Source organism: Alteromonas gracilis, assembly GCF_043642145.1.
GTDB lineage: Bacteria > Pseudomonadota > Gammaproteobacteria > Enterobacterales > Alteromonadaceae > Alteromonas > Alteromonas gracilis_B.
Window position 1 is genome coordinate 17,772 of sequence record NZ_JBHZRZ010000017.1, and the last position, 18,266, is coordinate 36,037.

Below are 18,266 nucleotides of genomic sequence, written 5' to 3' on the forward strand. Positions count from 1 at the left end.
AAGGACACAGTATGGTTAAGACCATATATTTAGGAGGATAGCATGCAAACACACTACGATGCTGAACTGAAAGATACCGTTCGATACCTAGGTGCAACCTTAGGTGAAACAATCAAAAATCAATTGGGTCAAGAGTGGCTAGACCGCATTGAAAAGATTCGTAAAGGCGGCAGAGCTTCTTATCAGGGAGACGCTACTTGTAGCGAAGAACTGAAAGAAACTTTCAAAACAATGTCTGACAGCGATTTGCTTACTGTTGGCCGTGCATTCGCACAATTCTTAAACTTAGGTAATATTGCCGAACAAGAATATAACGCAGCAATGAACGTTGATGCGTCGATCGATGCACTATTTGAGCACCTAGATAAAGCTGAACTAACAGCCGAAAAAGTACAGGACGCAGTTGCAAAGCTGAATATCGACCTTGTACTTACAGCGCACCCTACTGAGGTAACGCGCCGTACCCTTATTCACAAACACAAAGAGCTAGCGGACTGCCTGCAGGCTATTCACCAAGAATCGCTTAACGATGTAGAGCGTAAGAAAATTGAAACCCGCATTGCTGACCTTATTGCTCAGGCATGGCACACCGAAGAAATTCGTTCAGTACGCCCAACGCCAGTTGATGAGGCACGTTGGGGGTTCTCTGTAATAGAGAACTCACTGTGGGAAGCCGTACCTGATTTCATGCGCGAGCTTGATGGTCGCTTAAACGAAGACTACGACGTGTCGCTACCACTAGACGCATCACCCGTACAGTTTAGCTCTTGGATGGGCGGTGACAGAGACGGCAACCCATTTGTAACGTCAAAAGTGACCGAACAAGTACTATTACTTGCCAGAAAGCGTGCAGCGAAGCTTTTTGCTATCGACCTTGACCGCCTTCAGGTAGAGCTGTCGATGTACGACTGCAACGACGCATTGCGCGAAAAAGTGGGCGACGCCAACGAGCCATATCGCGCCCTACTTCGTCCTCTTGTTGATAAATTCATTGCCACCAGAGATGGCATTAGCGATTATCTGGCAGGCAAAAACCCAGACACGTCTAACTGGATAGAAAGCAATGACGAGCTTATTGAACCACTTATGCTCTGCTACCAGTCGTTACTGGACTGCGGCATGGAAGTGGTGGCGAACGGCCTATTGCTAGACACTATTCGTCGCGCCCGCGTGTTTGGTATTCATCTTCTGCGCCTTGACGTACGTCAGGGCTCAGAGCGCCATGAAGAAGTATTCAGTGAACTGACTCGCTATTTAGGTCTTGGTGACTATGCGCAGTGGAGTGAAGCTGATAAGCAGGCATTCCTATTGCGTGAGCTCGGCTCAAAACGCCCGCTATTTCCTGCTCAGTGGGATGCGTCTGACGATGTTAAAGAGGTACTAGATACCTGTAAGGTTATTGCAAAGCACAGCAAGCACGGTTTTGGTATTTACATTATTTCAATGGCGAGTGAGCCGTCTGACGTGATGGCAGTACAACTACTACTCCAAGAGAGTGGTGTAGATTGGCCAATGCCAGTAGCGCCATTGTTCGAAACATTAGACGATTTGAACAATTCACCTGACGTAATGCGCAAGTTACTGTCTATCGATTGGTATCGCGGTTACGTGAAAGGTCGTCAATTTGTGATGATTGGTTACTCTGACTCAGCGAAAGATGCTGGTGCACTCGCCGCAGGCTGGGCGCAATATCAGTCGCAAGAAGCATTGGTAGCTATTGCTGATGAGTTTGACGTAAGCCTCACTTTATTCCACGGCCGAGGTGGTACAATTGGCCGCGGTGGCTTGCCTGCGCATGCTGCTATCTACTCACAGCCTCCTGGTTCACTTGACGGTGGCTTCCGTGTAACAGAACAAGGCGAAACTATTCGCTATAAATTCGGTATGCCTAAGCTGGCCAAACGCAGCCTAGGTATTTACGCTAGCGCCATTATTGAAGCTATGCTGTTCCCGCCTCCGGCACCAAAAGAAGAATGGCGTGAGCTTATTACTGCAATGGCAGCACAAGGTCGCGATAACTATCGCGCAACCGTGCGTCACGATGAAGAGTTTGTGCCTTACTTCCGTGTTGCAACACCAGAGCAGGAGCTGGGTAAATTGCCGTTAGGCAGTCGCCCCGCTAAACGCAAGCCACAGGGCGGTATTGAAAGCTTACGTGCTATTCCGTGGATTTTCGCATGGGCCCAAACTCGTTTAGTACTACCTAGCTGGCTAGGCGTTATGCGCGCTATCGATAGTGTGAAGACACCGGAAAACGAAAAAGTGGTTAACGAGATGTTCAGCGAATGGCCGTTCTACCGCTCTCGTCTTTCAATGCTAGACATGGTGTTCCACAAAGCAGACCCACGTATTAGCGAAGCTTATGATGAACGTTTAGTACCCAAAGAGCTTAAGCACTTTGGCGAAGCGTTACGCAACGAGCTGAAAGACAGCATTTCATCGCTGCTAGCAATTACGGGCGATGACGACATTATGAAGAACGATCCGCAAGGTAAAGAGTCAATGGAAATTCGCGCTGGATACCTTCAGCCGCTTCATTACCTGCAAATTGAACTTCTAGATCGTATTCGTAAAGCGGGTGACGATGCACAAAACACCAGCCTAGAGCGTGCCATGATGGTGACCATCGCCGGTATCGCAATTGGTATGCGTAATACGGGGTAGAGCCCAAGTGAACGCGTAACTTTATAATGAAAAGCCTGCTCAATGAGCAGGCTTTTTTGTAATGTCTTAAATAAAAAAAGGCTGGATACGTAAGAACGTATCCAGCCTTTTCTAGCGGATGCTAGTGCATCCGCTTTAAGCTGTATTAGCCGTTTACGAAGTCAACGCCTAGCTTGATGTCGCCACGTAGGCCTTCAAGCATGTCGTTTTTCGCTTTTTCTTCGAATGCGCTTAGCTCGCCGTATGGCAAGATTTCTTCAACACCGTTTGCGCCTAGGCGAACTGGGTGTGCAAAGAATGCTGCGTCGTCGCTGTCGTCAGTTTGTACGTAAGTGTACTCAACCACGTTCTCGCCTTGCATTGCTGCAACTAGAGATAGACAGAAACGTGCTGCTGCTTGACCCATTGAAAGAGTTGCAGAGCCGCCGCCCGCTTTCGCTTCAACAACTTCAGTACCCGCGTTCTGGATACGAGTTGTTAGGCTAGCCACTTCTTCGTCTGTGAACTCAACGCCTTCTACTTGTGAAAGAAGAGGAAGGATAGTAGTACCAGAGTGACCGCCGATTACCGGTACGTGCACAGAAGATACGTCTACACCTTTAAGTTCAGCAACAAAGGTTTCTGCGCGGATAACGTCAAGCGTAGTTACACCGAAAAGCTTGTTCTTGTCGTAAACGCCTTTTGCTTTAAGCGTTTCAGCTGCAATAGCAACTGTTGTATTTACAGGGTTAGTGATGATACCAACACACGCGTTCGGGCAGTTATCAGCTACACCTTCGATTAGGTTTTTAACAATGCCGGCGTTGATGTTGAATAGATCAGAACGATCCATACCTGGCTTACGAGGCATACCTGCTGGAATTAGAACTACGTCTGCTCCAGTAAGTGCATCAGCTAGGTCATCTTTACCGTGACCGGTTACTTTTACCGCAGTGGGGATGTGGCTCAAATCAACGGCAACACCAGGAACAACTGGCGCAACGTCGTAAAGCGCTAAATCTGAACCTGCTGGCAATTGTGTTTTCAACAACAAAGACAGCGCCTGACCAATACCACCGGCAGCACCTAACACGGCTACTTTCATACCATTTCTCCTATGGGATTACTTCACGTATTTAAACGGAACGTCACACTAATGCAACGCGGGGGAAAACTCAATCACCGGATCGTCTTATTAACGTTATTTATGGCGATTTTCACTCGATATTCATTATCATGAATGATTATGCAAAGAAATTGCGCAAAGTCTACCTGTACGGCACAATATGGGGACAACTAATAAAATTCACCACAGAAACCCTCAGAATAGAAAAGAGCGCTAATGGCAAACGCAAAACAAGAGCAACTCATCAAAGCTTTCAAAGAAATTCTTAAAGCTGAAAGTTACGGTTCACAAGGCGAGATTGTTGAAGCATTAAAAGCCCAAGGCTTTGACAACATCAGCCAATCTAAAATTTCTAGAATGTTGAGCAAATTCGGTGCTGTGCGCACCCGAAACGCCAGAGGAGACATGGTTTATTGTCTACCTCCCGAGCTCGGCATGCCAACCGCTAAAAGCCCTCTTAAGCAATTGGTGCTAGATATCGTTCATAACAACGTGATGGTCATCATTAGAACGAGCCCAGGTGCTGCACAGCTTATTGCCCGTCTACTTGACTCATTGAGTAAAAAAGACGGCGTATTAGGCACCATAGCCGGCGATGACACTATTTTTATCGCACCGGCAGACGTATCGAGAATAGAAGAGCTAAGACAGCGAGTAGAAGACCTGTTCGAGAACGTTTAAAACAACATAAAAAAAATGCCCCAGAAGTTGGGGGCATTTTTACTATTAACGTTTAAACCTTGTTGCTATGAAAGAAGCTTGATGAGCGCATCTGCCGCTGGACGAGACGAAGGTGGGTTTTGCCCTGTAACCAACAAGCCATCTGTACACACTTTTACTGCAAAATCGTCTGCACTTTCATATTTCCCGCCCTTATTCACAAGCTCATCTTCCACTAAATAAGGCACTACATCGGTCAACTCCATGGCTGCTTCTTCACTATTTGAAAAACCCGTTACCGACTTTCCATCTACCAAATATTTACCATCAGGTGTTTTAACGTCCTTAAGCACAATTGGCGCGTGGCATACTGCACCTACAGGCTTATTAGCAGCAATGGTCTCTTCAATTAACTTTATAGAATGTGCATTGTCTGATAAGTCCCATAGCGGCCCGTGACCACCGGGGTAGAAAACCGCGTCAAACTCTTCGGCGCGTACATCTTCAAGCGGAATTGTTGAAGCAATAGCACTTCGCGCTAATTCGTCTTTTGTATATCGAATAGCGTCATCGGTCATTGCATCGTCGGCTAAACTGTTAGGGTCTATAGGCACCTGACCACCCATAGGTGAAGCCAGGGTAATAGTGTAGCCTTTATCTTTAAACGCGTAATATGGCGCTGCGAACTCTTCCAACCACATGCCGGTTTTTTTACCCGTATCACCCATCATTTCGTGAGACGTCATTACCATTAGCATACGTTTTGACATAAGCCCTCCTTGCGAGCATTTAAATTTGGTTGCTCTTTTGTTTCGAAAAAGGCGCAGACTTAGATCATAAAAAAAGAGGAGCAACATTCATTTGCAGCATCGTAAGATAAATTGTAGGCATAAAAAAGTGCCACTTCCTGTTAAGGAGAGTGGCACCTAACACTACAACTTGTAGTTTGGGAAATTAACTGTCGCTATTAGAAGCGGTAGTTAACACCTACACGCATTTCCCAAAGTGATGCGTCGCGCTGAACGTTTTCAGCTGGCATACCGAAGTTGCTGTACTCGTAGATTCCAGCATCGTTTTGGTCGATATCGATAACGTTAAGACGCGTAGAACCTTGACGGAAGTCACCCCACTCGTCATTAAGAAGGTTAGTTACGTTATTGATAACGAAGAACGCGCTAGCTTTGTGACCGTCCATGAAACCAGGAAGTTCTTGAGAGATACGAATATCAGCTTTGAACCACCACTTAGACGTTTCAGAGTTACGCTCTACAACTTCACCACGAGTTAGGCCGTAAGCTTCAACGAACTCGTTGAATCCTGCGCGCGCTTCTTCCGCAGTTTGTAGTACGTTGCCATCACGGTCTACATTGTCTACGAACGTTACGTTTGCATCGTCAATAGTTGGTACATAAAGCAGCTGTCTGTCATCTGCACTGTCCCAGTCAAATGCGTCGTTTTCACCAAATACAAACGAGTACGGCTGACCTTCGTTAGCTGTCATGAATAAGTTGAAGCTAGTTTCGTAGCCGTCGAAGAACTCATGCGCATAACCTAGGTTAAACGTGAAACGATGCTTAATGGCATAGTCAGATGTCGCAGCACCTGGGTTGTTTACGTCAGTTACCGCAACGTTTTCATAGTTTGAACCCGCTGTAGAGCTAGTCATTGGGTGCGCATCTTCTGCATCTACGTAAGAGTAACCAAGGGTGGCGTCAATGCCGTTATCCCACTCTTTTGAAATAGCACCAGAGATAAGCAATGTACTACCGCTATCGCCACGTACGTTACCTAGAATGTAGTCTTGACCTAAACGGCGGTCTTCGTCAATTTCAGTATAAACAGGGCGGCCGTCGAAAGTAGTCTCGTTAGTTCTTACAATGTTAGCTTCACGAACAATCGGCGCATCGCGGCGGTCAGTGTAGATAACGTCTGCAGTTACAAGGTAATCACCAGGCGCTGTCCAGGTTGCACCCAAGTTGTACTTCCACTCTGAAGGAATTTCAAAGTCTGGGTCAGTCGCATTTACCTGTGCATCACCGTCAGTAAGGCTAGTGTTTGCAACCAAGTCAACCATGGCTTGAGGCGCGTCGAAAATTGGGCGGCCTTCGCCAGAAAGGTCGATATCTAGAATTGAAGTTTCGCCACGCACGAAACCTGGGATATCGTTGCCGAAACGGTTCACAGCAGTACCTACGTTTGTAACACCGTCGTTAGAGTAAGCGTTTGAAATCCAAACGTTCGGGTTACCACCAGAGAATAGACCGAAACCACCGCGAACTTCTAAGTCGTCATTAACTGTGTAGTTAAAGCCAACACGCGGTTGAATTAGGTCTAGACCGTCAACATTCATGGTGTTCGGGAAGTTATAACGGTTTGCGAAGTTTTGGTTTGCTGTTGGCGTGTCGTCAGAACCATATCGCTCATAACGTAGACCAGCCATAATCTTCAGGTCGTCAGTAAGATAGAACTCGTCCTGAATGTAGAATGTCGTAATGTCTTGCTTAAATGATGCCGCCGCGTCATCTGGGTTATTGGTACCCGCAGAGTTGTTGTAATAGATTTGATCTGCAAGACCAGCTTCAAAATCAGCAATACTTAGGAAACGATACTCACCTACAGTGTGCTGCATGAACAAGTTGAATACATCTACTTCTTCGTATTCCACACCGGCTGTAATTGTATGGTCGCCGTAATAGTAAGTACCAGCTAACTTGAAGTTAAATACTGTGTAGTCTAGGTTGTTTGATTGACGAGAGTCATCTGGACCAATGTAGATAGTACCGCCGTCTGCAGTATCGATTTGTGCTTCACCGAAACCTGATGCTGCGTCTAGTGAAGTTTGACGGTTGTCTAGGTCGGTGTGACCAATACGTAGTTCAGTTGCGAAATCGTCTGTCCAGTCAGAGAAAAGTGAACCCACAACAGTAGTTAATTCAGCGCCACGCTCGTAGAAGTGGTTGCCAAGAGATAAGCGAGTTGAACCGCCGTCAGACTGGCTGATGCTGAAACCGTCGTTCCAGTTGTACACTAGGTTTGCACGGTGCGCGTCAGAGATGTTCCAGTCTAATTTAACTAGGATTTTTTCATCTTCCACTGGCGCTGAGCCAGGTAAACCACCAACATTGTAACCGTAAACACGCTGTGCAACTTCAGCTACTTGGTCAATATCGCCTTGAGTAACCGTTCTGCCCAATGCGTTGTAATCGAACAACTGTACACCTTCTAGCTTCTCGTAAGCACCGAAGAAGAAAAGTGTGTCTTCAATTAGAGGGAAGCCAACGTTTACACCGTAACGACGCTCAGTGTAGTTACCGTTGTCACGCTCTACGCCATTTACTTCTTCACCACGGAATGAATCGCTAGTGAAGTCATAAAACGCGCTGCCTTTCACTTCGTTAGTACCAGACTTGGTTACGGCGTTGATGTTACACGCCGTGAAACCACCGTACTCAACGTCAAATGGTGCAAGCTCAACCGCAACTTGGTCGATAGCGTCGTAAGAGAATGGCTGACGTTCAGTTGGGAAACCGTTACGGTTAAGACCAAATGCGTCGTTTAGACGAATACCGTCAAGCGTTAGGCTGTTGAAACGTGGGCTTTGACCACCACAGCTAATCGCATCGTTGCCTGCTTCATTCAGAAACACACGTGGGTCTGCACGAACAATGTCACCGATACTACGGTTGATTGCAGGTGCGTTTTGAAGAGACTCAATGTCGAAAACAGTTTGTGGACCGGTTGCACCAAAAGCTGTTGCAGCGATGCTGCTGCCGCTTACTGAGATAACTTCGATGTCGCTTTGATCATCAAGTGTTAGGTTAAGACCAAATGGGTTACCTAACTCTAAGAATACGCTATCAATTGTTGTATCTTGATAAGCATCTGAGTCGACAACGATTGTGTAAGGACCACCTACGCGAAGACCACGAACATTAAATGTACCGTTTTCGCCTACAACCACCTCACGAGTTGTACCTGATGGTTCGTGAATTACTGTAATTGTAGTACCAGCTGCAGGGGCACCTGTAGGGGTAAGAATTCGCCCTTGCATTGCAGACGCTGTTTCTTGCGCCATTGCAGTGGTAGACAAACCGATTGACAGCGCAACCGCAGCCGCAATGCGACTGAATTTAGCTGATGAGCTCATGTGTGTGTTTCCCTTTTTGTTTAAATTTCTTTTGCCAGGTCCAGTGTAGTGCAAAAAGTACCACATCAAACCTGTATCTAAGTAAGAACTCGACAAATTGTCGTAAAGATTCGTGTCAGATTTATTACAATTTTACATTTTTATTTAACAGCAATCGCCCGAGGCTATTGAGTTTCAAAAAAATTACTTGACCACATGGTCAGGTTAATTTACTTGTTATTATTATTGTCAATCCGCAGCGAATAGCCGAGCCTATTCTTGGCAGATGGGCTACTAATAAACAGCGTTTAATAAAAATCAGGTTTACCTATAAAAAACATATAATTTTCAACAACTAAACGCTTTAAAATAAATTTACCTATTGCAATAAATAACCTTAACTGATGAAATCACTATATAAATCGTTAATTCATTTGGTCGTTTTTTTGACGAATTTTAGAATTGTTGCCTCAGGAAAATGGATATTTTTTATCTTAGCCGCGTTCATCTGCGGCTTGGTAAACTATTTCCATAATACCAACCCCTATACTGACATTGCACCTCAAACTGGTCAATATTTAACCTGCAAAACCGGCCTTTCCGGCAATAATGACGTTTTTTCCGTGTACGTCACCGACGGCAGAATTGCTGAGATGGCAAAAGAACGCCTTTGCGATAATAAAATAATTAAGCGCCAGTATGGCGAAGTTAAAATTACTATCGGCCAGAGCGATTACGACACCTTTCGCTATATAAATCATGGCGTTGTTGATTTGGCATTAGTGAAAAGCAACGTTGTAGAAGCGTTTGGGGCTAATCATATATACGGGCTTACAAAAATCGCCTCTCACCCCGATTATTCAGCGTTTTTTATCGCACTTAGAGAACGGCCGCAGCTGACTAAAGAGTATCTTCTAGGAATGCGTGTGGGGCTGCTTGATTACCCAAGTAGCCGCTCGGGACACATTGTTCCTAAAACCGTTATGCAAAATTTAGGGCTAAGCGATAACAATGTAGATATTGTCTACTACAGCTCTCACCAAGAGATGCGACGGGCCTTGCTGGCAGGAGAGATTGATATAATCTCGTCTTATTGGGCTGAAGAGGATAAAGAACGTTTTTCTAGAAATTACGCCACTCCGCTTCAAGAGAGTGTTAGCGGTATGCAATGGTATCTAAAAATGCAGACGCAAAACACCGACCTTTTCTGTGCAATGCAATCAGTCGTTCACAATATAGCCATGTCTCACCCTCGTCCGTATTACAAAACTATTACACTGGAAGAAGGGTGTAACTAATGAGTAATAAACAGCTCAATTTCAAACGTAAACCCGTTATTGTGATTAGCTTTATTGCACTGTTGCTGGGTTTGCAGTGTATAGCTTTAACTGCGCAATACTTTGCCCATCAACATTCCATTCATCGGGCACTGGATAAAGTAGAGCGAAGAATTAGTTTAGACAGTGCTTTCCTTGATGTCGGAAACAATACGCTCAATACCCCCGTAAACCAATTTGCAATATATCGTTACCTAGGGAAGCTGAACGATACTCTTGAATCTGAAGACTTCCCAATTCGCGTTAAGGGTATTCAAAATATTCAAACCAACGCCAAAAACTTCACTGCATTTCCTATTGTGTTTAACACCGAGTTTAAAAACGCAGAGCAAGTGATTAAGGTAGAAATGCGCAGTAAACCTGTTGAGAGTTCGCTTTCGTTTAGCTGGACCGCTTTAATAGCATCGTTGTTCATCACGCCAATTTTCGCTGTTTCAAACAGATCCAGAAAGAAACGCGCAGTCGTTGAGGAAATTGCCCCTCCGTCGCCTAAGCTGATTATCAACTTAAAGGATAAAACCATTTCCAATGGTATAGATGAAAAAGCAGTAACGCTTCAAAACAAGCCGCTTTGCTTTTATACCGCGTTGGTTAAATACTGTATCGAATACCCTGATAATCCGCTTCCCCCTCACAAAGATGTACCAACTGAATTACTCGTACTTGCAAACAAGAGTTTTGGTCGCTTAATCGAGTTAGGCCATACAAAACGCAAGCGCCCAGACTTCAATGCGAATCTAGACAAAACCTTGAGTGAGATAAGAGCTGCGCTTGATGAGGTTTTTACTGCGTTCCAAGAAGAAAAAGAAAAATATTATCCTCCGCGAGCACAAGGGGAAGGTTCACGCTCTAAGCAGCATTCGTATGCCCTGCCAGAAATTAAAGAAGAGGACATAGAAGTTATTGGAAACTAATTAAAAACTGACCACTTGGAGAACTTTTTGATATTTTTTGCGCGTTGAGATAACGCCTTGCTGTGCCTTGAAAATTCAGTGAAGTTCTAGCAAAGACCGATCCAAAAACCGATAACTTGTGAATATAACATTGATTCGCGAGTCCTAAACGCGTATCTTTGCACCAACAAAACCAGCTTTATAGTACTATGCAATCGCCACTAATTATTGCCATTTCTGGAGCTTCTGGCTCTGGGAAGTCTCTTTTTACAAAAAATTTGTTCAACGGCTTCTGTGCTCAAGGCCGTCCCGTTCAGGTTCTTCGCGAAGATCACTACTATCGTGCGCAAGATCATCTTCCCATGGAACAACGTGAGAAGAACAACTACGATCACCCCAATGCGTTTGAACACGAACTGTTGAAAGCGCATTTGCAAGCATTGCGAGACGGTCAGCCTATTGACTACCCTCACTACTGCTATAAAACGCACACCCGTTTACCAGAAACTGAAAGGCTAAACCCTGCCCCAGTTATTATTCTGGAAGGTATCATGTTGTTGGCACGTACCGATCTACTGCCTTTGTACGACGTGAAAATCTTTATCGATACCCCTCTCGATATTTGTTTAATGAGACGAATGATGCGCGATTTAAAAGAGCGCGGTCGTAGTATCGAGTCTGTGGCCAAGCAGTACGAAGAAACTGTAAAGCCTATGTATCATCAATTCATAGAACCAAGCCGTTTCACTGCCGACGTAGTAGTGACGCAAGGTGGCAAAAACCAAATTGCATTAGATGTGATTAAATCACACATTCAGCAAGCGCTTCTTTAAGGGAACATTACTATGGTGAGTTTACTGGGCATTGCGCTCCTACTGGCTATTGCGTTCGCGTTATCATCAGCGAAACGCAGTATAAATTGGCGCACCGTGGGTGGCGCATTTGCTATTCAAGCATCGGTCGGCGCATTTGTCCTGTATTCAGAACCTGGCAAAGAAGTACTGTTAAAAGCAACCCAGTTCGTTGCCAATATTATTGCTTACAGCCAAGAGGGCATAAACTTCTTGTTCGGCCCTATTGGCGACAAGTCTATTGCCTTCATTTTTGCCTTTAACGTTCTTCCTGTCATCGTATTTTTCTCAGCCCTTATTGCTGTTTTGTATCACTTGAAAGTGATGGGTGTAATTATCAAAGTGATAGGTGGCTTTTTACAAAAGGCACTTGGAACAAGCCGACCAGAGTCGATGTCTTCAGCAGCCAATATTTTCGTAGGCCAAACTGAAGCACCGCTTGTTGTACGCCCATTTATTCCTCATATGACTAGCTCTGAGCTATTTGCCATCATGGTAGGTGGCTTGGCCTCTATTGCTGGGTCTGTAATGGCTGGCTATGCAGGCATGGGTGTAGAGCTCAAATATTTATTGGCGGCGAGCTTTATGGCCGCACCAGGTGGCTTGTTAATGGCTAAAATTATTTTGCCCGAAACAAGTAAGCCTAATGAAGATTTACATGACGTAGACGCTGAAGACACCGGCTACGCCAATGTATTTGATGCTGCTGCCAGTGGCGCTGCATCAGGCATGCAACTTGCGTTAAACGTAGGTGCAATGCTACTCGCTTTCATAGCACTTATTGCCATGTTCAACGGCCTTATTGGCTGGACAGCAGCGCTATTTGGCTATGAAAACGTAACGTTTGAAGGGATCCTGGGTTATGTGCTTCAACCTCTCGCATGGGCAATCGGCGTACCATGGGAGGAAGCGCAACTTGCAGGCAGCTTTATTGGTCAGAAAATGGTGGTTAACGAATTTGTGGCTTACCTTAATTTCTTAGAGACCAAAGCACAGCTGTCTGAAGCATCTCAGGCCATTATCACCTTTGCACTTTGTGGTTTTGCAAACTTCTCTTCTATCGCTATTTTGATGGGTGGAATTGGTGCTATGGCACCAACACGCAGAAAAGAAATTGCGAGACTGGGGTTAAAAGCTGTTATTGCTGCAACGTTATCTAACTTAATGAGTGCCGCGCTAGCGGGCTTTTACCTCTCTCTTGGTTAAATTTCATTAATTTGGACCAGTTGGTCAAGATTTTACTAGACTAACTGGTCAGGTTTATGTAAATTACGCGCAAATTCCTCGCGGGATTGATTTATGTCAATTTCTGCGACTTTTTTCTGTAGCCCGTCTACCTTTATAATGCCGCAGTCAAAATATACGGGATAAAGTTATGCAATTAGTTGCTGTTGATTACCAAGCGGAAAACGCACAAGAAGAATTCGTTAAATCTCTTCGCGAGACAGGATTTGGTGTTTTGAAAAATCACCCTATCCAACAGTCATTGGTTCAAGGTATTTACGACAATTGGCAGGGCTTCTTCGATAGTGAAGAGAAGAACGATTACCTGTACAACAAAGGTAAACAAGACGGATTTTTTCCTCAGAGTGTTTCTGAAGTAGCCAAAGGCTTTACGAAAAAAGATATTAAAGAATATTACCATTTCTATCCTTGGGGTCAGTGCCCAGAAGCATTACACCCACAAATTTCTCAGTATTATGAGGAAGCGAACACACTGGCGAAAGAGCTATTGGGTTGGATAGAAAAGCATTCTCCTTCACAGGTGAGTGATAAGTACAGTCAGCCACTAGGTGACATGATCAAAGACTCAGATCAAACCTTGTTGCGTATACTGCACTACCCACCACTGAAAGGTGATGAAGAAGTAGACGCAATTCGCGCAGCTGCTCACGAAGATATTAACTTAATTACTATCTTACCAGCAGCCAACGAGCCTGGATTGCAAGTACAAGCTAAAGACGGCAGTTGGATTGAAGTTCCATGTGATTTCGGGAACTTAATTGTGAATATTGGCGACATGCTTCAAGAAGCATCGGGCGGATATTTCCCTTCAACTACGCACAGGGTTGTAAACCCAGATGGCGCAGATATGACGAAGTCTCGTATCTCTTTGCCACTGTTCTTACACCCTAGACCAGATGTTGTTCTTTCAGAACGTCATACTGCAGGGTCATACCTGCAAGAGCGCCTTCGTGAGCTGGGCGTTATATAAATTAAGTTCCTTTTGTAGTGTTATTCTTTTGCCGCAGCTAGTCTGCGGCTTTTTTTTAGCTGCTTGCCAAGGTCGCAAGTTTAGATGAATAACGTCGTTTCTCTTGGTCATTTGGCGAGTGCCTAACCGCGCGCTCCAAATATCGCTGCGTTTCACTCACGTCGCCTAGCTCATGAAATGCTTTTGCTAATCCAAATAAAATTTCATGGCGCGCGCTATCAAGCCTTAAACCTCTCTCATAATGAAGAATAGCCAAATGAACATTTCCTGCCTCAAGCTCTTGTTCCCCTAAAATGTAGTGATAGAAAGGATTGTTCTTACGTCTAGACTCAACCATTTGCGTAATTTTTCGCGCTTCCTCTTCTCTATCTTGATAAGAGTAAAGTATGGATAAATTCTCCCACGCAGTTAAGTTTTCTCCATCAAGAGAAAGTGCGTGTTTGTACGCCATCTCAGATTGCTCATACGCATCAACCATTCGATAAAGCACACCTAAGTTTACCCAGCTTTGTTGCAACTCAGGTGACAGCGTTGCGGCAGCTCTAAAGTAGCTGTAGGCTCTGGTATAACGGTTTGCAACCAGAGCATCAGCCCCCTTGTTGTTGTAGTACATCGAAATAATGACGTTTCTACTTACGGAGTTGCGAGGAAAGTAATTGCGTAACATTTGTGGGTCAAAATCAACGTCTGCCCATGTTCCACCCACCGCAGCCACAGTGCTTTCTTTTGGAAGCGAAATGCGAAGGTTAATATGCCCGTTTAATAAACTGTATCCATCACGACGAGTCCAATACTCGGGGATGTCTACTTCGTAAAATGTTGCGTCCAAACCAACGTGTTCAGCCAACGCATAGGTCATAATGGAAAGAGATAAGCAATTCGCAGCTCGATTATTAAACGTTGTATTTGCTGTCGTGTTAGCGCTATTACGATAAAGCATTCCGCGGTCAGAATGATTAAAAATGGCCTTTACCAAACCCTTGATGTTTTTTTGTAAAACGTTTTTTTCATGAACCGCTTTTTCGGCAAAGCGCTGCGCATCTTCTTCAAGAAAGAATATTTCTTCGGGTGATTCAACTGAAAATAAAGTATAGGTGGGAAAAAGGCTGTCATTTAACAGTGCAGGCGAGGCTTGCACCTGCTTATCGTCAGAAGACTTGCAAGCGCTAAGAACAAAACAAAAAATGATTATTGCAACTAGTCGAGCATTCATTACCTGCACCTTTTCATTCACTCGATACTAAAAAGTATAACAGAAAAACTATATTTTACATTTTATTTACAACTTGATAACTCGTCTATTGGCCGCAAAATGGCGGAATAGTCATGCTTTTTTACTACGCTTTATTTGACTGTTCAGGCATTACACAAAGTTAATCATCAGTTTCTTCAACAATGGCGTAACAATTCTCAATTCAGTAGCTTTCGGTGGAAATCACATGCAGTAGGCGTTGCGAAGGGTGTTGAATTGCAGATATAGCAATCACTTAAAAGGAAAGAGTATGAAAAAGTTAATTAGTGCGTTCATTTTTGTAGTGTTAAGCGCCTCAGCCATGGCTGGGCACCATGGAAAGTCTGGTCACAAAGATATTGTTGATACAGCGGCAAGCAAAGAGATGTTTTCAACACTTGTAGCTGCAGTGAAGGCGGCAGATTTAGTGACAACGCTAAAAGGTGCGGGTCCGTTCACAGTGTTTGCACCTACAGACGAAGCATTCGCCGACTTACCTGAAGGTACACTTGAGATGCTGTTAAAACCAGAGAATAAGCAAACGCTGGTTAAAATTCTCACTTATCACGTGGTAGCAGGAAAGGTTACGGCAAAAGATGTTTCAGCAATGTCTGATGCAACTACTGTTGAAGGCAGTCAAGTATCTATCGCAACAGATATGGGCGCTGTCATGATCAATGATGCCGAAGTGATAAAGGCCGATGTTATGACCAGTAATGGTGTAATTCATGTAATTGATACCGTGTTGTTGCCCGACGATGTGAAAGCTGCGCTGTAGGCATACGTTTTACAAACGAAGCGCAACAGCATAGCGCTTCGTTTTATTTCCGCTAACCGATCCCACCTCAACTTCAACGCGTAAACACAGGTTAACTACGCCAAATTCAAATTGACCTTCTCTTTATGCATAGCGCGTTGGCATTCGGTCGAAAAGGAGTTTCTATGTTTACAGTCTACTCATACAGTATTGCTGGTTTATTGCTAATTAGTTTCACTGTTTTTGTACAAAACATTGTTGCAGCAGTGGCGCACCGCAAGCAATCTCGTTATATACCAGGAAAAGTAAGTGATGAATTAAGCCACGACAGCTTCGTCTTCAGAAGCCATAGAACCTTCCACAACTCTTTAGAAAACGTACACCAATTTACTCTCCCTGCCCTTTTTTGCATTTTCTTAGGTGCATCAACTACAGTATTAGCCGCACTCATTTGGGTATATGCGATGTGCAGAATTATCCATATGGCGCTTTACTATGCTGTAGCCACTGAAAAGAACCCAAGCCCAAGAAGTTACTTTTATATGATTGGCGTGCTTTGTACCGTCGGCGTTTTTGGCTTGGCAGTGTTTAATTTGTTTGTCTAACGTAAGCAACCCTCAGTAGCTTTAGCGTGTTTCAACTCGTGATGAGAGGCAAAAATTTTGGTCAAATATTAAACTTTTGGATAATGCACTTTTTCGTGTTTCGTGCGTATTCTTTAAATCTACCACCCTAACTTATGTTTGGAAGTACGTGTGTATATCGAGAAAGTTGGCGAGCGAACTTTAGCAGACTGCAAAGTATTAATCGTCGACGACCAAGCCAGCAGTAGACTTGTTCTAGAAACGTTACTTGAAGATACGGTAGCTTGTAATTCTGTATGTTCTGGCATGGAAGCTATCGAGTATTGCAAACATCAAACACCTGACCTCATTCTGATGGATGTGTCTATGCCAGAATTAGATGGCCATCAAACCACTGCCCTGTTGAGGAAAAAAACTTCCTGCGCGCACATCCCCGTCATTTTTGTAACCTCATCGTCTACTGACGAGGAAGAGTCAAAATGTTGGGAATCGGGTTGTGTTGACTTTGTCGAGAAGCCGGTCAATGCGTGTACATTACGAAACCGTGTTAAATCACACATAAATCACAAGCTTAGAAACGACCTACTGGAAAAACTGATTTATATAGATAAGTTGACCGGTGCTTATAATCGTCACTACTTAGACGACTACCTGCCGCGATTAATAAAAGATGGCCTTCGCAACGTTGCTCCCTTGTCGTTAGTTATCTTTGATGTCGACCATTTCAAGCTATTTAATGACATGTACGGCCATTTAGATGGCGATAGCTGCTTGTGGAAAGTAAGCAAAACAATTAATGACGCCTTGCTTCGTCCTATGGATAAGCTGGTTAGAATTGGTGGCGAGGAATTCTTAGTTATATTACCAAGTACAGATATAGAGGGTGCAAAATCGGTAACAAAAAGGCTGCTAGAAACAGTCTTTGATCTCAACATACCTCACGCAGATTCTGAATACGAGCGCGTTACGTTAAGCGCAGGGTTGGCAGTTAAAAACGCGAATGACAACAAAACCATCGACTACTTAATGCTAGAAGCCGATAAGAACCTTTACACGGCGAAAACGTCGGGACGAAATCGATTTACCGCACCTACGTCAACGCCTTCAAGCAAAGTTGAAACTCAAGGCGCCCCTATTAAACTAACGGGTTTGGGCTAGGCTAACTTAACCAAGCCGGTATCGGCCTACAGCATGGGTATGCATGAGCACTTCCAACGAATCTTCTTGAGTAACACCAAACTCATTTAACTGCGCGTAAAACAGCTGAAGTGTTGCAAGCGCATCATCTAGTGCGTTATGTTCAGGAAATACAGGTAAACCTAACCGCTGTCGACAAACGGTAAGCGTAGCACTTTGACTAGGTAACACCTGATGTTGTTTTTTCAACTGGTGCAACGCAAGTTGCAATGTATCAATGTATATCACTTCTATTTCGGGCAATGCACACTGTTTAAACGCGTTATCTAGCGCCAGTAAGTCTAACTTTGCGTTGTGAAAAACTAAAATTTGCTTATCCAACTGCGGCATCAATAGTTGAAGCGCTTCTGCCAACCCTTCGCCTTGTTGTAAAAGATCTAGCGTTAACCCATGGATCACAGGGCTTTGCCCTAAATCAGCTGAAGTATTGATGACATGATAACCACAGGAGGAAAGATTAATTCTTCCGCCTAAACCGTTCACATAACCAATGGAGGTTATTTGCGTAGCTGCTGGGTCTAACGATGTTAGTTCTAAATCAACAGCCGTAAAACTCGTGCTGCACAGCTTATTTTCACGTAAAGACTTTCTGAAATTACGCATACTAAACAACACTTTTGAACAGGCGTTTATAATTCGTTTTATC

15 protein-coding genes are annotated in these 18,266 nt (G+C 44.3%); 10 read left to right on the plus strand and 5 right to left on the minus strand.

Annotated features, from left to right (window positions below; genetic code table 11):
• Positions 1-42 precede the first annotated feature (42 nt).
• On the plus strand, positions 43-2,664 hold the full coding sequence (gene ppc, locus ACHUFN_RS19375) for a phosphoenolpyruvate carboxylase (RefSeq protein WP_394224380.1): 2,622 nt from the start codon (positions 43-45) through the stop codon (positions 2,662-2,664).
• 145 nt (positions 2,665-2,809) lie between these two features.
• Here ppc and mdh read toward each other — a convergent pair whose 3' ends face one another.
• Positions 2,810-3,748 carry a malate dehydrogenase gene (mdh, locus tag ACHUFN_RS19380; RefSeq protein WP_014950802.1) on the minus strand — a complete coding sequence of 313 codons (939 nt, stop codon included), beginning with the start codon at positions 3,746-3,748 and terminating at the stop codon, positions 2,810-2,812.
• 237 nt (positions 3,749-3,985) lie between these two features.
• Between mdh and argR the strand changes: the two genes are divergently transcribed.
• Positions 3,986-4,450: a transcriptional regulator ArgR gene (gene argR, locus ACHUFN_RS19385; RefSeq protein ID WP_394224381.1), complete on the plus strand. Its 465-nt coding sequence runs from the start codon at positions 3,986-3,988 to the stop codon at positions 4,448-4,450.
• A gap of 65 nt (positions 4,451-4,515) precedes the next feature.
• Here argR and ACHUFN_RS19390 read toward each other — a convergent pair whose 3' ends face one another.
• Both ACHUFN_RS19390 and ACHUFN_RS19395 read right to left on the minus strand, forming a co-directional pair.
• The gene (locus ACHUFN_RS19390; RefSeq protein ID WP_394224382.1) at positions 4,516-5,199 is read right to left on the minus strand and encodes a type 1 glutamine amidotransferase domain-containing protein; all 684 of its coding nucleotides are present in this window, start codon (positions 5,197-5,199) and stop codon (positions 4,516-4,518) included.
• Positions 5,200-5,396: 197 nt separating this feature from the next.
• Complete coding sequence (locus ACHUFN_RS19395) at positions 5,397-8,576, minus strand: TonB-dependent receptor (protein ID WP_394224383.1); 3,180 nt, start codon at positions 8,574-8,576, stop codon at positions 5,397-5,399.
• 383 nt (positions 8,577-8,959) lie between these two features.
• Between ACHUFN_RS19395 and ACHUFN_RS19400 the strand changes: the two genes are divergently transcribed.
• The 5 genes from ACHUFN_RS19400 to ACHUFN_RS19420 all read left to right on the plus strand — a co-directional run bounded on the left by ACHUFN_RS19400 (position 8,960) and on the right by ACHUFN_RS19420 (position 13,851).
• The gene (locus tag ACHUFN_RS19400; RefSeq protein ID WP_394224384.1) at positions 8,960-9,853 is read left to right on the plus strand and encodes a substrate-binding domain-containing protein; all 894 of its coding nucleotides are present in this window, start codon (positions 8,960-8,962) and stop codon (positions 9,851-9,853) included.
• Positions 9,853-10,806: a hypothetical protein gene (locus ACHUFN_RS19405; protein ID WP_394224385.1), complete on the plus strand. Its 954-nt coding sequence runs from the start codon at positions 9,853-9,855 to the stop codon at positions 10,804-10,806. The genes ACHUFN_RS19400 and ACHUFN_RS19405 overlap by 1 nt, the downstream gene beginning before the upstream one ends.
• Positions 10,807-10,994: 188 nt before the next feature.
• Complete coding sequence (gene udk / locus ACHUFN_RS19410; protein ID WP_394224386.1) at positions 10,995-11,618, plus strand: uridine kinase; 624 nt, start codon at positions 10,995-10,997, stop codon at positions 11,616-11,618.
• Positions 11,619-11,630: 12 nt separating this feature from the next.
• Positions 11,631-12,842 (plus strand): NupC/NupG family nucleoside CNT transporter, encoded by a 1,212-nt coding sequence (locus ACHUFN_RS19415; RefSeq protein ID WP_394224387.1) that lies wholly within the window; start codon positions 11,631-11,633, stop codon positions 12,840-12,842.
• A 169-nt stretch (positions 12,843-13,011) separates the two neighbouring features.
• Entirely contained in the window at positions 13,012-13,851 is an 840-nt protein-coding gene (locus ACHUFN_RS19420; RefSeq protein ID WP_394224388.1) for an isopenicillin N synthase family dioxygenase, read from the plus strand.
• Positions 13,852-13,906: 55 nt separating this feature from the next.
• Here ACHUFN_RS19420 and ACHUFN_RS19425 read toward each other — a convergent pair whose 3' ends face one another.
• Positions 13,907-15,064, minus strand: coding sequence for a tetratricopeptide repeat protein (locus ACHUFN_RS19425; protein ID WP_394224389.1), 1,158 nt, complete (start codon positions 15,062-15,064; stop codon positions 13,907-13,909).
• A 289-nt stretch (positions 15,065-15,353) separates the two neighbouring features.
• Here ACHUFN_RS19425 and ACHUFN_RS19430 point away from each other — a divergent pair, with 289 nt between their 5' ends.
• The 3 genes from ACHUFN_RS19430 (at position 15,354) to ACHUFN_RS19440 (ending at position 17,581) form a co-directional block, all read left to right on the plus strand.
• Positions 15,354-15,860, plus strand: a complete 507-nt coding sequence (locus ACHUFN_RS19430) for a fasciclin domain-containing protein (RefSeq protein WP_394224390.1) — start codon at positions 15,354-15,356, stop codon at positions 15,858-15,860.
• A gap of 164 nt (positions 15,861-16,024) precedes the next feature.
• Positions 16,025-16,444 carry an MAPEG family protein gene (locus ACHUFN_RS19435; RefSeq protein ID WP_394224391.1) on the plus strand — a complete coding sequence of 140 codons (420 nt, stop codon included), beginning with the start codon at positions 16,025-16,027 and terminating at the stop codon, positions 16,442-16,444.
• A gap of 150 nt (positions 16,445-16,594) precedes the next feature.
• Entirely contained in the window at positions 16,595-17,581 is a 987-nt protein-coding gene (locus ACHUFN_RS19440) for a GGDEF domain-containing response regulator (RefSeq protein WP_394224392.1), read from the plus strand.
• 6 nt (positions 17,582-17,587) lie between these two features.
• Here ACHUFN_RS19440 and ACHUFN_RS19445 read toward each other — a convergent pair whose 3' ends face one another.
• On the minus strand, positions 17,588-18,223 hold the full coding sequence (locus ACHUFN_RS19445) for a 3'-5' exonuclease (RefSeq protein WP_394224393.1): 636 nt from the start codon (positions 18,221-18,223) through the stop codon (positions 17,588-17,590).
• Between the last annotated feature and the right edge of the window lie 43 nt (positions 18,224-18,266).

What these genes read in the sequence shown, in the direction of transcription:
- ppc (WP_394224380.1), top strand. Translation starts at nt 43, where the DNA reads ATGCAAACACACTACGATGCTGAACTGAAAGATACCGTTCGATACCTA.
- mdh (WP_014950802.1), bottom strand. Translation starts at nt 3,748, where the DNA reads ATGAAAGTAGCCGTGTTAGGTGCTGCCGGTGGTATTGGTCAGGCGCTG.
- argR (WP_394224381.1), top strand. Translation starts at nt 3,986, where the DNA reads ATGGCAAACGCAAAACAAGAGCAACTCATCAAAGCTTTCAAAGAAATT.
- ACHUFN_RS19390 (WP_394224382.1), bottom strand. Translation starts at nt 5,199, where the DNA reads ATGTCAAAACGTATGCTAATGGTAATGACGTCTCACGAAATGATGGGT.
- ACHUFN_RS19395 (WP_394224383.1), bottom strand. Translation starts at nt 8,576, where the DNA reads ATGAGCTCATCAGCTAAATTCAGTCGCATTGCGGCTGCGGTTGCGCTG.
- ACHUFN_RS19400 (WP_394224384.1), top strand. Translation starts at nt 8,960, where the DNA reads ATGAAATCACTATATAAATCGTTAATTCATTTGGTCGTTTTTTTGACG.
- ACHUFN_RS19405 (WP_394224385.1), top strand. Translation starts at nt 9,853, where the DNA reads ATGAGTAATAAACAGCTCAATTTCAAACGTAAACCCGTTATTGTGATT.
- udk (WP_394224386.1), top strand. Translation starts at nt 10,995, where the DNA reads ATGCAATCGCCACTAATTATTGCCATTTCTGGAGCTTCTGGCTCTGGG.
- ACHUFN_RS19415 (WP_394224387.1), top strand. Translation starts at nt 11,631, where the DNA reads ATGGTGAGTTTACTGGGCATTGCGCTCCTACTGGCTATTGCGTTCGCG.
- ACHUFN_RS19420 (WP_394224388.1), top strand. Translation starts at nt 13,012, where the DNA reads ATGCAATTAGTTGCTGTTGATTACCAAGCGGAAAACGCACAAGAAGAA.
- ACHUFN_RS19425 (WP_394224389.1), bottom strand. Translation starts at nt 15,064, where the DNA reads ATGAATGCTCGACTAGTTGCAATAATCATTTTTTGTTTTGTTCTTAGC.
- ACHUFN_RS19430 (WP_394224390.1), top strand. Translation starts at nt 15,354, where the DNA reads ATGAAAAAGTTAATTAGTGCGTTCATTTTTGTAGTGTTAAGCGCCTCA.
- ACHUFN_RS19435 (WP_394224391.1), top strand. Translation starts at nt 16,025, where the DNA reads ATGTTTACAGTCTACTCATACAGTATTGCTGGTTTATTGCTAATTAGT.
- ACHUFN_RS19445 (WP_394224393.1), bottom strand. Translation starts at nt 18,223, where the DNA reads ATGCGTAATTTCAGAAAGTCTTTACGTGAAAATAAGCTGTGCAGCACG.